The organism is Mesorhizobium sp. B2-2-3 (genome assembly GCF_006442405.1).
GTDB lineage: Bacteria > Pseudomonadota > Alphaproteobacteria > Rhizobiales > Rhizobiaceae > Mesorhizobium.
Map to the genome: position 1 here is coordinate 500,097 of NZ_VFWC01000001.1, position 15,317 is coordinate 515,413.

Consider the following 15,317-nt stretch of genomic DNA (forward strand, 5'->3'; position numbering starts at 1 on the left):
CATAATCCTTCTCTGGCCGTGCTCGCGAATAAGCGCATAATCCATCCTCGAAGAACGTGAAGAACCCGCGGTCGAGGAGCGGGCGGGAGGAGAAAAGCCGGAATTCGGCTCGATTGGCACGCGCGCCTTGGCGTGTGGCCATATCCTCCCTTGCTGCTCCTTGCCTAGCATCCGATCGGATCGAGGTGAAGGTGATGAGTTTCAAAATCGCTATTATCGGCGCCGGCAGCGTCGGCTTCACCAAGAAACTGTTCACCGACATACTGTGCGTGCCGGAATTCAAGGGTATCGAATTCGCGCTGACCGATGTCAGCGAGCACAATCTCCAGATGATCAAGGCGATCCTCGACCGGATCGTCGAGGCCAACAAATTGCCAACCAAGGTGACGGCGACGACAGACCGCCGCAAGGCGCTCGAGGGCGCTCGTTATGTCATCAGCTGTGTGCGGGTCGGTGGCCTCGAAGCCTATGCCGACGATATCAGGATCCCCTTGAAATACGGCATCGACCAATGCGTCGGCGACACGATCTGCGCCGGCGGCATCCTCTATGGCCAGCGCAACATCCCGGTGATCCTCGATTTCTGCAAGGATATACGCGAGGTCGCCGAGACCGATGCGAAATTCCTCAACTATGCCAACCCGATGGCGATGAACACCTGGGCGGCGATCGAGTACGGCAAGGTCGACACGGTCGGGCTGTGCCACGGCGTCCAGCACGGCGCCGAGCAGATCGCCGAGGTGCTGGGCGCGAAGTCGCCTCGGGAGCTCGACTATGTCTGTTCCGGCATAAACCACCAGACCTGGTTCATCGAGTTGCGCCTGAACGGTCGAGAAATCGGCAAGGACGAGCTGGTCGCCGCCTTCGAGGCGCATCCGGTCTATTCCAGGCAGGAGAAACTGCGCATAGACGTGTTGAAGCGCTTCGGCGTTTATTCGACCGAAAGCAACGGCCACTTGTCCGAGTATCTTCCCTGGTACCGCAAGCGTCCGGACGAGATCACCCGCTGGATCGACATGTCCGACTGGATCCATGGCGAGACGGGCGGCTATCTCCGTTATTCCACCGAGACCCGCAACTGGTTCGAGACGGAATATCCGCAATTCCTCGAAGCGGCGTCGAAGCCGATCGATCCGTCAAAACGCTCCAACGAGCATGCCAGCCACATCTTGGAGGCGCTGGAGACCAACCGTGTCTATCGCGGCCACTTCAACGTCAAGAATGACGGTGTCATCACCAATTTGCCGCAGGACGCCATCGTCGAATCGCCCGGCTTCGTCGACCGCTTCGGCATCAACATGGCGGCCGGCATCACCTTGCCGGAAGCATGTGCCGCGACCTGCATATCCTCGATCAATGTCCAGCGCATGTCGGTGCATGCCGCCATATCCGGCGACATCGACCTGCTCAAGCTTGCCGTGCTGCATGACCCGCTGGTTGGCGCGGTGTCGACACCGGAAGAGGTCTGGCAGATGGTCGACGAAATGGTCGTCGCTGAAGCCGCCTGGCTGCCGCAATATGCGCATGCGGTTCCGGCGGCAAAAGAGCGGCTGTCCAAATCCAGCGTCAAGACCCGCGAGTGGGCGGGTGCCGCGCGGCGCAGCGTCCGCTCGATCGAGGAGTTGCGCGCCGAGAAGGCCGCGCTGAAGCAGGCTGGCTGAAAACCGGGTGCGACGGCGGATCCACGGGAGGTAGGTCCACCGCAGTCAGCCGTCCAGGCACAAGACGAGCAGCAGCAAAACAAAACGTCCGAACACGAGGGAGGAGACAATGAGGAACCTACGCAGCATTGGCATGGTCGCGGGACTGGCGCTGGGCGTCTCCGTCCCGGCGCTCAACGCTTTCGCCTCCGAGCCGACGGTCCCGCCGGTACCGGCGGCGTTTCCGGCCGAAGGCAAGATCACTTATGTGCCGCGCGAGTCCATCCTGGAGTTCAAGGCGCTGCCCGACTATCACGAGCCGGACTGGGTGACCGAGAAATACGTCAAGGCCGGCAAGCTGCCGCCGGTGAAAGACAGGCTGCCGAAGGAGCCCTTGGTTTTCAAGACGGGCAACATGCCTGATGGCATCGGCGTCTACGGCGATACAATGCGCCATGTTATCGGCGGGCGGCCGGAAGGCTGGAACTACGGCGCCGGTCAGACGCAGGGATGGGGCGGCATCGATATCGGCCTGTCCGAATGCCTGACGCGCACCGCGCCGCTGTTCCAGGTCGAGGCCAAGGACACCGAACCGCTGCCCAACCTCGCCAAAAGCTGGGACTGGTCGGCGGATGGCCACAAGCTCACCATGCACCTCGTCGAGGGTGCCAAATGGTCCGACGGCGCGCCCTTCAACTCAGACGACGTCATGTTCTACTGGGACGACGAGGTCGTCGATCCCAATGTCTCGCCGCTCAATGGCGCCACCCAGGAAACGTTCGGCGTCGGCACCACGCTCAAGAAGGTCGACGACTACACCGTCGAGTGGACCTTCAAGGAAGCCTTCCCGAAACAGTATCTCTACGCGATGGCCTACGGCACTTTCTGTCCTGGCCCCGCGCACATATTGAAGCCGCAGCATCCGAAATATTCGAAGAACACCTACGACCAGTTCAAGAACGCCTTCCCGCCGGAATATATGAACATGCCGGTCATGGGCGCCTGGGTGCCGGTTGAATACCGGCCAGACGACATCATCGTCATGCGCCGCAATCCCTATTATTGGAAGGTCGATGAGAAGGGCAATCAGCTGCCCTACCTCAACGAATTACATTACAAGCTGTCCACCTGGGCCGACCGCGATGTCCAGGCGGTGGCCGGCTCGGGCGATTTCTCCAATCTGGAGCAGCCGGAGAACTTCGTCGCCTCGCTGAAGCGGGCCGCGGAGGCGAATGCGCCTGCACGCCTGGCGTTCGGTCCACGGCTGATCGGCTATAATCTGCGCCTCAATTTTTCCGCTAATGGCTGGGGCAACCCGGACGAGCGCGGTCAGGCGATTCGCGAGCTGAACCGCAATGAGGATTTCCGCAAGGCGGTTACCATGGCGCTCGACCGCAAGGCGCTGGGCAACTCCCTGGTCAAGGGGCCGTTCACCGCCATCTACCCCGGCGGCTTGTCCTCCGGCACCAGCTTCTATGACCGCAAGTCGACGGTCTACTATCCCTTCGACCTCGAGGGCGCCAAGGCCGAACTCGCCAAGGCCGGCCTCAAGGATACCGATGGCGACGGCTTCGTGAACTTCCCGGCCGGCACGGCCGGCGGCAAGAATGTCGAGATCGTCATGCTGGTCAACAATGACTACGGCACCGACAAGAGCCTCGCCGAAGGCGTTGTCGCCCAGATGGAGAAACTCGGGCTGCGGATCGTGCTCAACGGTCTCAACGGCACCCAGCGCGATGCCTCGCAATATTCCGGGCGTTTCGACTGGCTGATCCGGCGCAACGACCAGGAGCTGACCTCCGTCGTGCAGAACACCGTGCAACTCGCTCCCGTCGGTCCCAAGACCAGCTGGGATCACCGCGCACCTGAAAGCGGCGAGGTCGACCTGATGCCTTTCGAGAAGGACCTCGTCGACATCGTCAACAAATTTGTCACCTCTGAGGACAATGACCAGCGCGCCGCCCTGATGAGAGACTTCCAGAAGATTTCGACGGAGCACGTCTACAATGTCGGCCTGACGGAATATCCCGGTGCGCTGATCGTCAACAAACGCTTCTCCAACGTTCCAAGGGGCACGCCGATCTACATGTTCAACTGGGCAGAGGATTCGATCATCCGCGAGCGGGTCTTCGTGGCGGCCGACAAGCAGGCGAAATACGAATTGTTCCCGGAAGAGCTGCCCGGCAAGCCTGGAGACAAGGGCCCGATGTAAGTTTACCTCCCCTGACTGAGACCTCCGGCCGCGCCGCTGGCGCGGCCGGACAAAGGCAACCTCCGAACGCACCAAAAAGACGCGATCGGCAAGACGAGGAAGCGACCGTCCATGCTGCGATTTCTGCTCATGCGCATAGCGTCGGCAATCCCGGTCCTTGCCATACTGAGCCTCGTCACCTTCGCCATCATCCAGGCACCGCCCGGCGATTATGCCGACTACATCCGCTCGCAGCTGATCAACCAGGGAGGCGCCTCCTTCGCCGAAGCCGACGCGCAGGCCAACGCCTACCGGATCGAACATGGCCTCGATAAGCCGCTGCCCGTCCAGTATCTCAACTGGATCGGCGGCATCGTCACCCGCGGCGATTTCGGCTACAGCCTCTACTACAACAAGCCGGTGGCCGACGTTGTGGGCGAGCGCCTGCCGCGCACCCTCATCCTGGCGCTTGTGTGCCATCTGCTCGCCTCGGTGCTCGGCATCACCTTCGGCATATGGGCGGCGACCCGGCAATACACCTGGATCGACTCGACACTTTCGGCCATCTCCTTCCTCGGCATGACGGTGCCGCGCTTCCTGATGGCGCTGATCATCGTCTATCTCCTGGTCTTCCAGTTCAACGTCTCGGAGATAGGCAGCTTCTTCTCGCCGCAATATGGCGGCGCGCCATGGTCGTGGGCCAAGTTCCTCGATCTGGTCAAGCATGTCTGGCCGGTGGTTGCGATCGCCACCTTCGGCGGGCTCGCCTACAACATGCGCGTCATGCGCGGTAATCTGCTCGACACGCTGAACGCCCAATATGTCGAGACGGCCAAGGCCAAGGGGTTGACCGGCAGCGCCGTCGTCATGCGACACGCCGTGCCCAATGCGCTGCATCCGCTGGTCATGTATCAGGGCGTGGTGCTGCCTTACATGCTGACCGGCGAAATCGAGACGGCGATCATCTTCGCGCTGCCGACCGTCGGCCCGGCGATCGTCGGCTCGATGGCGGTCGGCGACGTCTATGTCACCGCCACTTTCATGATGGTGCTGTCGGCGACGCTGATCGTCGGCAACATCATCGCCGACATGTTGCTGGTCCTGCTCGATCCGCGCGTGCGCCAGTTCGGGGAGAGCTAGATGTTGGCCCGCGATACATCGCCACCGCCGCTGCCGGCCGAAGGACCCGTCGAGAGACCCGCGCACGGCAACGAGAGCTACACCGCGCTCGTCTGGCGCCGGCTGAAGCGCTCCTGGACCGGCATGGCGGGGTTCTGGCTCGTCGTGCTGCTGATCCTCATGGCGGTATTCGCCGAGTTCCTGGCGCCGATGGACCCGAAGGTGACCGATGTCGCCTTCGCGCCGCCGCAACTGCCTGCTTTCCACGACAGGGACGGCGATTTCGTCGCCCGGCCCAGGGTCTATGCGCTGGCGGATTCGGCGGATCTCGATCCGGTCACCTTTCAGCCCATCGTCGGTCCCGACTATGATCATCCAAGATTGCTCGGCCTTTTCGTCGAGGGCGCGCCCTACAGGCTCTTCGGGCTCATTGCGGCGAACCGGCATTTCTTCGGTTCGATGGACGGCCAGCCGGTGCATTTCCTCGGCACCGACAAGTTCGGACGCGACGTGCTCTCGCGCGCCATCCATGGCTCGCGCGTCTCGCTGATGATCGCGCTGACGGTGGTCTTCATCATCACCGTCATCGGCACTACGGTCGGCATGGCTTCCGGCTATTTCGGCGGTCGGTTCGATGTCTGGATGCAGCGCTTCGTCGAACTCGTGCTGGCCTTCCCGCAGCTGCCGCTCTATCTGGCGCTGACGACGCTGATCCCGGTCACCGCGCCCACCAACGTCTTCCTCGCCTTCGTCATCATCGTCATGTCGGCGCTGGGCTGGGCGCAGATGTCGCGCGAGGTGCGCGGCAAGACGCTGGCGCTTGCGCGCATTGAATACGTACGCGCCGCCATGGCGGTGGGCGCCACCGACCGGCGCATCATCATGCAGCACATTTTCCCCAATGTGATGAGCCATGTGATCGTCGCGGTGACGTTGGCGATCCCGACCGTTGTGCTGCTCGAATCCTTCCTCGGTTTTCTCGGCTTTGCGGTGAAGCCGCCACTGATCTCCTGGGGGCTGATGCTGCAGGACACCGCGACCTACTCCGTCATAGGCACCTATCCGTGGATCCTGTCGCCGGTCGGCTTCGTGCTGGTCACCGTCTTTGCCTTCAACGCGCTGGGCGACGGCCTGCGCGACGCCGTCGATCCTTATTGAGGTGGCTGGGATGACGCTCGCGCTCGCCGAACCCTTCGCACCTTCCGTCCGGCACGACCATGACGGACGCCAGGGAGAACCCGTGATCGATGCCCGCAACATCGAGGTCGCCTTCAAGGTCGAGCACGGCACCGTCGAGGCGGTCAAGGACGTCTCGTTCCAGCTCTATCGCGGCGAGACGATCGCCATCGTCGGCGAATCCGGTTCCGGCAAATCGGTGACGGCGCGCACCGTCATGGGATTGCTGTCCCGGCGCGCCACCGTGTCGCCGAGATCGACCGTCTGTTATGATGGGCAAAACATCCTGAAGTTCCCCGAGAGCGCCCGGCGCAAGCTGCGCGGCAACCGCATCTCGATGATCTTCCAGGAGCCGATGAGCTCGCTCAATCCGATCTATACGATCGGCAGCCAGATCGTCGAGGCGATCAGGGTTCATCGCAAGGTCGGCCGGCGGCAAGCCTGGGCACGGGCGCTCGAACTCCTGCAGCATGTCCAGATCCCGGATCCCGTCGCGCGGCTCAAGCAATATCCGCATCAGCTCTCGGGCGGCCAGCGCCAGCGCGTGATGATCGCCATGGCGCTGGCCAACGATCCCGACGTGCTGATCGCCGACGAACCGACGACGGCGCTCGACGTCACCGTCCAGGCACAGATCCTGAACCTGATCCGCAATCTGCAGAAAGAGCTGCGCATGGCGGTGATCCTGATCACCCATGACCTCACGGTCGTGCGCAAATTCTCCGACTACGTCTATGTCATGCAGCATGGCGAGATGCGGGAGCATAACGTCACCGAACGTCTGTTCTCCGATCCCCAGCATCCCTATACGCAACGACTGCTCGCCTCCGAACCGCGCGGGCGGCCACAACCGCTGCCGGAGGGCTCCGGCACCATCCTCGAAGCGAACGGGGTGCGCGTCTGCTTCATGCTGCGCCACGGCACCTTCCTCAAACCGGACTGGCGCGAGCTGGTCGCCGTCGACGATCTCGATCTCAAGCTTTGTCGCCACGAAACGCTGGGGCTGGTCGGCGAATCCGGGTCCGGCAAGACCACTTTTGGCCAGGCGCTGCTGAGGCTGATCGATGCCAAGCGCGGCGAGATCCGTTTCGACGGCCAGCCTATCCAAGGTCTGTCTCGCAATGAGATGCGGCCGCTGCGGTCGCGCATGCAGGTCGTCTTCCAGGATCCGTTCTCCTCGCTCAACCCGCGCATGACGATCGGGCAGATCATCGAGGAAGGGCTGATCGTCAACGGCATCGGAGCGACGCGGCGCGAGCGGGTCGAGCGGGTGCGCGAGGCGCTGGTCAGCGCCGGCATGCCGGGCGACATCCTTTCGCGATTTCCGCACGAGTTCTCCGGCGGACAGCGGCAGCGCGTCGCCATCGCCCGAGCCATCGCGTTGGAACCGGAATTCATCCTGCTCGACGAGCCGACATCGGCGCTGGACCTCTCCGTCCAGGCGCAGATCATCGATCTCTTGCGCAGGCTGCAGGACGAGCGCGGCCTGAGTTATCTTTTCATCTCGCACGATCTCAAGGTGGTGCGCGCTCTGTGTCACCGCGTCATCGTCATGCAGCACGGCAAGATCGTCGAACAGGGACCTGTCGACGAGGTCCTCACCAATCCCAAGACCGCCTACACCGAACGGCTCGTCCGGGCCGCTTTCGACGTGGCCTGAACACATGCCGGAGGTTAGCGTGGCAAGACATCCCAGGATCACTTTCATCGGCGCCGGCTCGACCGTGTTCATGAAGAACATCGTCGGCGACGTGCTGCAGCGGCCGGCGCTTTCGGGCGCGACGATCGCGCTGATGGACATCGATCCGCAGCGGCTGGAAGAGAGTGCCGTCGTCGTCAACAAGCTGATCGCGACGCTCGGCGTGAAGGCGAAAGCGGAGACCTATTCCGACCAGCGCAAGGCGCTGGCCGGTGCCGATTTCGTCGTCGTCGCCTTCCAGATCGGCGGCTACGAGCCCTGCACCGTCACCGACTTTGAAGTGCCGAAGAAATATGGCCTGCGCCAGACCATAGCCGACACGCTCGGCATCGGCGGCATCATGCGAGGCCTGAGGACCGTGCCGCATCTGTGGAAGATCTGCGAGGACATGCTCGCCGTCTGCCCCGAGGCGATCATGCTGCAATACGTCAACCCGATGGCGATCAACACCTGGGCGATATCGGAGAAATATCCAGAGATCAGGCAGGTCGGCCTCTGCCACTCGGTGCAGGGCACCGCGATGGAACTGGCGCACGATCTCGATCTTCCCTACGAGGACATCCGCTATCGCTCCGCCGGCATCAACCACATGGCCTTCTACCTGAAGTTCGAGCACCGCCAGGCTGACGGCTCCTACCGCGACCTCTACCCGGATCTCCTGCGCGCCTATCGCGAAGGGCGTGCGCCCAAGCCCGGCTGGAATCCGCGCTGCCCCAACAAGGTGCGTTACGAGATGCTGACCCGGCTCGGTTATTTTGTCACCGAAAGCTCGGAGCATTTCGCCGAATACACGCCCTATTTCATCAAGAGCGGCCGTCCCGACCTGATCGAGAAATACGGTATCCCGCTGGATGAATATCCCAAGCGCTGCATCGAGCAGATCGAGCGTTGGCAGGGGCAGGCGGAGGCCTACCGTTCGGCCGAGCGCATCGAAGTCGAGCAGTCGAAGGAATATGCCTCCTCGATCATGAATTCGGTCTGGACCGGCGAGCCGTCGGTGATCTACGGCAATGTTCGCAACAATGGCTGCATCACCTCGCTGCCCCGCGAGTGCGCCGCCGAGGTGCTGTGCCTGGTCGACGCCTCCGGCATCCAGCCGACTTACATCGGCGACCTGCCGCCGCAATTGACGGCGCTGATCCGCACCAACATCAACGTGCAGGAACTGACGGTGCGGGCGCTGACGAGCGAGAACCGGGAACACATCTATCATGCGGCGATGATGGATCCGCACACGGCAGCCGAGCTCGACCTCGACCAGATATGGTCACTGGTGGACGAGCTTCTTGCCGCTCACGGCGACTGGCTGCCGGCCTGGGCGCGCGTGAGCCGCAAGACTGAAGCCGCCTGACCAAGCGTCGCTCTTAGCTTATTTCGGCTCGTCGGCGTCGGGTTCTTCCTCGTCGTCGCGGGCTTTGATGACATAGGCGCCCTTCAGCCAGCGGTTGAGGTCGATGTCCTTGCAGCGCTTGGAGCAGAACGGGTAGGTCTCGCGCGCCGAAGGCTTGCCGCATTCGGGGCAGGGGCGCCTTGGCCGCAGCGGCGTCACCTTGTCGTCCGCGCTCATGGCCGCGCCGAGGACCAGTTGTGATGGACCTTGAAGCCTTCGCCCGAAAGCAACGCTACGGTCTCGTAAAGCGGCAAGCCGACGACATTGGTGTAGGAGCCGACCAGCTTGACGACGAAAGCGCCCGCAAGCCCCTGTACGGCATAGCCGCCGGCCTTGCCGCGCCATTCTCCCGACGCGACATAGGCGTCGATCTCCTCGCGCGGCAGCCGCTTGAACCGCACCCGCGTCTCGACCAGCCGCTGGCGCAGTTTGCCGCCGGGCGTGATCAGGCAGATGCCGGAATAGACCCGGTGCGAACGCCCCGACAGCAGTCCGAGGCAGTTGGCGGCATCATCGAGCGTCTCGGCCTTGGGCAGGATGCGCCGCCCGACAGCGACCACCGTGTCGGCGGCCAGCACCAAGGCCGGCGCGTAGTCGGTTTCCGACTTCAGTGAGGCAAATGCCTTTTCGGCCTTTTCCTTCGACAGCCTTTTGGCCAGCGAGCGCGGATGCTCGGCACGCAGCGGCGTCTCGTCGATGTCGGCGGGCAATATGCGGTCCGGTTCGATGCCGGCCTGCTGCAGGAGTTCGATGCGGCGCGGCGAACCCGAGGCAAGCACCAGCTTCAGCAAAATGCTCATCGCGGACCAGTCGGCCTTGATCTTACTTGAAACGATAGGTGATGCGGCCCTTGGTCAGGTCGTAGGGCGTCATCTCGACCAGGACCTTGTCGCCGGTCAGCACGCGGATGCGGTTCTTGCGCATGCGGCCGGCCGTATGGGCTATGATTTCGTGTTCGTTTTCGAGTTTCACCCGGAACATGGCGTTGGGCAGCAGTTCCGTGACGACACCCGGAAACTCGAGGACTTCTTCCTTCGGCATTCGATACCTTTGCTTGGATGGTTTCCCGGCGTTTAGAGCATGATGCCGAAAAGTATGAAGCGGTTTTCGGACGACATCATGCTCTACTTCTTTGATCTAGAGTCGGAAGCTGTCAGGTCGAAGAGACCCAACCGCATCCGACTCTAGCCGGAAATTCGGCGGAACCTATATGATAATCGTCGGCTTGTGAACACGCTTAATCCGTCGCGTTTTTTGCTTCTGGAAGCAAAAAACGTCGGCCTATGCGCAACTTCAGCCGTTCGCGCACATCGCGATAGGCCGCGATGATCTGCTCGCGCGTGCCGCTGGCGCCGGTAGGATCCGGCGTCGGCCAGTATTCGACCTCAACGGCGAGCGAGCGGGTGAGCTCCAGCGCGGCATGGTGCGCCTCCGGCGCGAGCGTGACGATGAGATCGAAATAGTCGTCTTCCAGCTCGTCCATCGTCCTTGGATGGCGCTCGCCCAGCGACAGGCCTTCCTCGGCAAGTACGGCATCGACGAACGGGTCACGCTCGCCGCTGCGCACGCCCGCGGAGGCGACGAAGGTGCTGGCCGGCAGCATGCGCCGCGCCAACAGCTCGGCCATCGGCGAGCGCACGGCATTCATGCCGCACAGGAACAGGATCGAACGGGGCGGTGCGCCGGCGGTCAGGGGTTAACCCCGCCAATGGAGCACGCAGACCAGCGTGAACAGCCGGCGCGCCGTGTCGAAATCGATGTCGATCTTGCCGGCGAGCCGGTCCATCAACGTCTGCGAACCCTCGTTGTGCAGGCCGCGGCGACCCATGTCGATCGCCTCGATATGGCTCGGCGTCGAGGAGCGAATGGCGTCGTAATAGCTTTCGCAGATCGTGTAGTAGTCCTTGACGATGCGCCTGAGCGGCGTCAGCGACAGGATATGGGTCACCACGGCGGAACCGTCGTCGCGCGTCACGGCGAAAACCAGGCGGGACTCGGCCAGCGACAGCTTCAGCCGGTAGGGGCCGGCGCCGCTGTCATTGACCGGTTGAAAACTGTTCTCCTCGATCAGGTCGAAGATCGCCACCGCGCGTTCGTGCTCGACGTCGGGCGTCGAACGGCCGATCGATTCATCGAGTTCGACATCGATCAGCCTCGCCCGGGTTTGATCGGAGCCCGACATGGCGCCTACATGTTCAGCCGGATAGCGACGGAGCGTCCATGCGCGTCGAGCCCTTCCGCCTTGGCCAGCGCGATCGCGGCGGGCGCCAGCGCGCGCAATTGCTCGGGCCCGAGCTTCAGGATCGAGGTGCGCTTGACGAAATCGAGTACCGAAAGGCCTGACGAGAAACGCGCCGAGCGCGCCGTCGGCAGCACGTGGTTGGAACCGCCGACATAGTCGCCGATGGCTTCCGGCGTATGGCGGCCGAGAAACACGGCACCGGCATTGTGCATCCGCGACAGGAAGCCCTCGGCATCGTCGATTGCCAGTTCGACATGCTCGGCCGCGATACGGTCGACCAGCGGCAGCGCTGCCTCGATCGCCGCAACCTCGATCACCGCGCCGAAATCGCGCCAACTCGCCGCTGCCGTCTCCGCCCGTGGCAGGTTTGGCAGCTGCCGTTCGACCGCCTCCTCCACCGCCTTGCCAAAGGCCGGATCGTCGGTGATCAGGATCGACTGCGCCGACGCGTCATGTTCGGCCTGGGCCAGGAGATCGGCGGCGATCCAGTCGGGATCATTGTCGCCGTCGGCCACGACCAGCACTTCCGAGGGGCCGGCGATCATGTCGATGCCGACGGTGCCGAACACCTGGCGCTTGGCCGCCGCGACATAGGCGTTGCCAGGGCCGACGATCTTGGCGACCGGCTTGATCGTCTCGGTGCCATAGGCCAGGGCAGCGATCGCCTGGGCGCCGCCGATGCGATAGATTTCCGGCACGCCGGCAAGGTCGGCCGCCACCAGCACAAGCGGATTGATGACGCCGCCGGGTGCCGGCACCACCATGACGATGCGCTCCACGCCGGCGACCTTGGCCGGGATGGCGTTCATCAGCACCGAACTGGGATAGCTCGCAGTGCCGCCCGGCACGTAAAGCCCGACCGCCTCGACCGCGGTCCAGCGCCAGCCGAGCTCGACGCCCGCGGCATCGGTAAAGCGGTCGTCCTTCGGCCGCTGCCGCTCGTGATAGGCGCGGATGCGGTCGCGCGCGAATTCGAGCGCCTCGATCGTCTGGTGGTCGCAAGCGGCATAGGCGCGGGCGATCTCGTCCTTCGACACGGCAATGCCGAGTTCCCTAAGGTCGGCCCGGTCGAATCGTCTGGTAAAGTCGACGAGTGCGGCGTCGCCTTCGGCGCGCACGCGCGCGATGATCTGGCGCACGGCCGCGTCGACATCGGCCGACACTTCCCTCTTGGTGGTGAGGAAAGCGGCGAAACGCTGTTCGAAATCGGCGTCGGACTGACGAAGCGTGATGGCCATCGCTCAAGCCCTGTGCACGGGACGCGACGTGGCTTCCCACGCGCCGCCGACATCGGCAAGGCGGGCCTCGATGCATTCGACATCGAGCATGATCGCGCCGCCTCCGGAAAAGATCAGCTCGACGATACCGGCCGGCTTGCTGATCTCGATGAAGCTGATCGCCAGCAGCGACAGCACTTCGGCCGGCTTGTCGCGGGCAATGCCGCTGGTCTTGGCGCCCAGAACCCGATCGAAATGCAGCACGGCCTGGCGCCGTTCATTGTGCTGGCGAAAGAAGCCCGATTTGGCCTCCCAGACGAAACGGTTCATGGTCAGCACGAAACGCTTGGCCGCGGGAAGGTATTCAAGGTCCGAGACTTTCATCACGGCGTCCTGGACGTGGGCGGAGACGATGCTCAGGTCCTGGTCGTCGAGGGCGATAAGCTTGAGGCCGGTCATGCGGATTTCGCACCTGAAAATTGACTGTTCAGCCTTCTGTTAGAGCATGATCCCGAAAAGTGGAAACCGCTTTTCGGAAAAGATCATGCTCAAGCAGGAATCCGGAGGTCATTCCGGTCCGTGCAGCCGTGAGGCGGGCGGCGATCGACCTAAGCCGAGATCCGCTCGATCACCGCGCCGCAATTGGACAGTTTTTCCTCAAGCCGCTCGAAGCCGCGGTCGAGATGATAGACGCGGTTGACCGTGGTTTCGCCTTCGGCCGCCAGGCCCGCGATCACCAGCGAGACCGAAGCACGCAAGTCGGTCGCCATGACCGGCGCGCCCTTCAATTTCGGCACGCCGTCGACGATCGCCGTCTGGCCGGAAAGCGTGATGTGGGCGCCCAGACGCGCCAGTTCCTGCACATGCATGAAGCGGTTTTCGAAGATCGTCTCGGTGATGCGCGACTTGCCCTTGGCCATGGTCATCAGCCCCATGAACTGCGCCTGCAGATCGGTGGGGAAAGCCGGGAAGGGCGCCGTCGTCACGTCGACCGGTGAAATGCCGGCGCCGTTGCGCTTGACGCGGATGCCGGAATTGGTCGGCGTGATCTCGGCGCCCGTCTGCGAGATCACGTCCAGCGCGGTCTGCAGCAAATCGGGACGCGCGCCTTCGAGCACGACGTCGCCGCCGGTCATGGCGACGGCCATGGCATAGGTGCCGGTCTCGATGCGGTCCGGGATGACGCGCACGCGCGCGCCCGACAGCGCCTCGACGCCGTCGATGGTGATGGTTGGCGTGCCGGCGCCGGAAATCTTGGCGCCCATGGCATTGAGGCATTCGGCGAGGTTGACGATCTCGGGCTCGCAGGCGGCGTTTTCAAGCACCGTCTCGCCCTTGGCGAGCGACGCCGCCATCATCAGCACATGGGTGGCGCCGACCGACACTTTCGGAAAGACATAACGGTTGCCGACGAGGCGGCCATTCCTGGTCTTGGCGATGACATAGCCGGTGTCGACGTCGATGTCGGCGCCCAGCGCCTGCAGGCCTTCCAGGAACAGGTCGACCGGCCGCGTGCCGATGGCGCAACCGCCCGGCAGCGACACCTTGGCCTCGCCCATGCGGGCCAGCAGCGGGCCGATGACCCAGAACGAAGCGCGCATCTTCGACACCAGCTCGTAAGGGGCCGTCGTGTCGACGATGTTGCGGGCGGAGAAGTTGATGGTGCGCGAATAGCCTTCATTCTGCTTTTCGCGGCGTCCGTTGACCGAATAATCGACGCCGTGATTGCCCAGGATGCGGATCAGCTGCTCGACATCGGCCAGATGCGGCACGTTTTCGAGCGTCAGCGTGTCGTCTGTCAGAAGCGACGCGATCATCAGCGGCAGGGCGGCGTTTTTCGCGCCCGAGATCGGAATGCTTCCGGCGAGCTTGTTGCCGCCGACAATTCTGATGCGATCCATGAAGACTATCCCCTCGGCCCCGAAAGCCGGTTTCAATCGTTTGAGTATCGGCCCGTCTAGACCATCGGCCAACCTGGTTCAAGAAATAGGATTTCCTGGCACCCGACCCAAGAGTGGCTGATTTGAGTTAATCTTTTTGTATTTCCTTCGCCGCGCCGACCCCGTCCGGCCGCTTGTCGGCGTCCCCGGCGCGCCGCTTGTCGGCGTCGCCGGCGCGCCGCGAGCGCGACTGTGCCTTGCGCTTCAACAGATTCGCCCGCAGCTGTTCGGACAGGCGGTCCTTGCGGCCGGTGCCGCTCTTTTTCGGTGGAATTGTCTTGTCGTTCATCGTCCCGTCCTAGCCGGCGGCCGGCCAGCCCGCTATTCAGGCATAACCAACATTGTGGCGCGGCCATGTCATCAAAACGTATCCGGCAAAGGCTTTCACAGATGCTTTGCACTTGGCCTTGCGCTTGCCGGTTCGATATGGCAGAAGCCCCGCCATCAGCGGCTGCGGTAGCTCAGTGGTAGAGCACTCCCTTGGTAAGGGAGAGGTCGAGAGTTCAATCCTCTCTCGCAGCACCAGACTGCCCGACATTTTCAGCGCCATCCGTCCCATTCTTAAGCCCTTGCGGCACGAACGGGCAAAAAAAAGGCGCATCCGGCACCTGAATCCGAGATTTCGCGCAAGGTTGGTTCTCGTCGCGCTTTCATGGCGGGAGCAAATCGGCCTGCTTGCTTTCCTCCGCGACGAGCGCCTGCC

At 63.1% G+C, this 15,317-nt stretch carries 15 protein-coding genes and 1 tRNA gene; 7 read left to right on the top strand and 9 right to left on the bottom strand.

From position 1 onward, the window contains the following. Nucleotides 1–194 precede the first annotated feature (194 nt). The 6 genes from FJ951_RS02295 (at nt 195) to FJ951_RS02320 (ending at nt 9,176) form a co-directional block, all read left to right on the top strand. A complete protein-coding gene (locus FJ951_RS02295; RefSeq protein WP_140513335.1) occupies nt 195–1,661 on the top strand; it encodes an alpha-glucosidase/alpha-galactosidase in 1,467 nt (488 codons plus the stop codon). Nucleotides 1,662–1,770: 109 nt separating this feature from the next. Further along, nucleotides 1,771–3,852 carry an ABC transporter substrate-binding protein gene (locus FJ951_RS02300; RefSeq protein WP_140513337.1) on the top strand — a complete coding sequence of 694 codons (2,082 nt, stop codon included), beginning with the start codon at nt 1,771–1,773 and terminating at the stop codon, nt 3,850–3,852. 111 nt (nt 3,853–3,963) lie between these two features. After that, on the top strand, nt 3,964–4,971 hold the full coding sequence (locus FJ951_RS02305) for an ABC transporter permease (protein ID WP_140513339.1): 1,008 nt from the start codon (nt 3,964–3,966) through the stop codon (nt 4,969–4,971). Beyond that, nucleotides 4,972–6,108, top strand: coding sequence for an ABC transporter permease (locus FJ951_RS02310; RefSeq protein ID WP_140501031.1), 1,137 nt, complete (start codon nt 4,972–4,974; stop codon nt 6,106–6,108). It abuts the gene before it with no gap. A gap of 10 nt (nt 6,109–6,118) precedes the next feature. Further along, complete coding sequence (locus FJ951_RS02315; protein ID WP_140513341.1) at nt 6,119–7,786, top strand: ABC transporter ATP-binding protein; 1,668 nt, start codon at nt 6,119–6,121, stop codon at nt 7,784–7,786. Nucleotides 7,787–7,805: 19 nt separating this feature from the next. After that, nucleotides 7,806–9,176, top strand: coding sequence for an alpha-glucosidase/alpha-galactosidase (locus tag FJ951_RS02320; protein WP_140513343.1), 1,371 nt, complete (start codon nt 7,806–7,808; stop codon nt 9,174–9,176). Between the two features lie 18 nt (nt 9,177–9,194). On the opposite strand, the gene yacG is transcribed toward FJ951_RS02320, so the two are convergent. From yacG to FJ951_RS02365, 9 genes are all read right to left on the bottom strand, one after another. After that, the gene (gene yacG / locus FJ951_RS02325; protein ID WP_140501037.1) at nt 9,195–9,392 is read right to left on the bottom strand and encodes a DNA gyrase inhibitor YacG; all 198 of its coding nucleotides are present in this window, start codon (nt 9,390–9,392) and stop codon (nt 9,195–9,197) included. Beyond that, the gene (locus FJ951_RS02330; RefSeq protein WP_140513345.1) at nt 9,389–10,015 is read right to left on the bottom strand and encodes a Maf-like protein; all 627 of its coding nucleotides are present in this window, start codon (nt 10,013–10,015) and stop codon (nt 9,389–9,391) included. The genes yacG and FJ951_RS02330 overlap by 4 nt, the downstream gene beginning before the upstream one ends. A gap of 22 nt (nt 10,016–10,037) precedes the next feature. Further along, nucleotides 10,038–10,256 carry a translation initiation factor IF-1 gene (infA, locus tag FJ951_RS02335; protein ID WP_006200926.1) on the bottom strand — a complete coding sequence of 73 codons (219 nt, stop codon included), beginning with the start codon at nt 10,254–10,256 and terminating at the stop codon, nt 10,038–10,040. A gap of 196 nt (nt 10,257–10,452) precedes the next feature. Next, entirely contained in the window at nt 10,453–10,863 is a 411-nt protein-coding gene (locus FJ951_RS02340) for a low molecular weight phosphatase family protein (protein ID WP_140501041.1), read from the bottom strand. A gap of 48 nt (nt 10,864–10,911) precedes the next feature. Next, nucleotides 10,912–11,397: a UPF0262 family protein gene (locus tag FJ951_RS02345; RefSeq protein WP_140513347.1), complete on the bottom strand. Its 486-nt coding sequence runs from the start codon at nt 11,395–11,397 to the stop codon at nt 10,912–10,914. A gap of 5 nt (nt 11,398–11,402) precedes the next feature. Further along, entirely contained in the window at nt 11,403–12,695 is a 1,293-nt protein-coding gene (gene hisD, locus FJ951_RS02350) for a histidinol dehydrogenase (protein WP_140513349.1), read from the bottom strand. A gap of 3 nt (nt 12,696–12,698) precedes the next feature. Continuing rightward, nucleotides 12,699–13,133: a DUF2948 family protein gene (locus FJ951_RS02355; RefSeq protein ID WP_140513351.1), complete on the bottom strand. Its 435-nt coding sequence runs from the start codon at nt 13,131–13,133 to the stop codon at nt 12,699–12,701. 149 nt (nt 13,134–13,282) lie between these two features. Further along, the gene (murA, locus tag FJ951_RS02360; protein ID WP_140513353.1) at nt 13,283–14,575 is read right to left on the bottom strand and encodes a UDP-N-acetylglucosamine 1-carboxyvinyltransferase; all 1,293 of its coding nucleotides are present in this window, start codon (nt 14,573–14,575) and stop codon (nt 13,283–13,285) included. A gap of 127 nt (nt 14,576–14,702) precedes the next feature. Beyond that, entirely contained in the window at nt 14,703–14,903 is a 201-nt protein-coding gene (locus tag FJ951_RS02365; protein WP_140513355.1) for a hypothetical protein, read from the bottom strand. A 161-nt stretch (nt 14,904–15,064) separates the two neighbouring features. On the opposite strand from FJ951_RS02365, the gene FJ951_RS02370 reads away from it, so the two are divergent. Continuing rightward, nucleotides 15,065–15,139: transfer RNA gene (locus tag FJ951_RS02370), tRNA-Thr, on the top strand. Nucleotides 15,140–15,317: the final 178 nt, after the last annotated feature.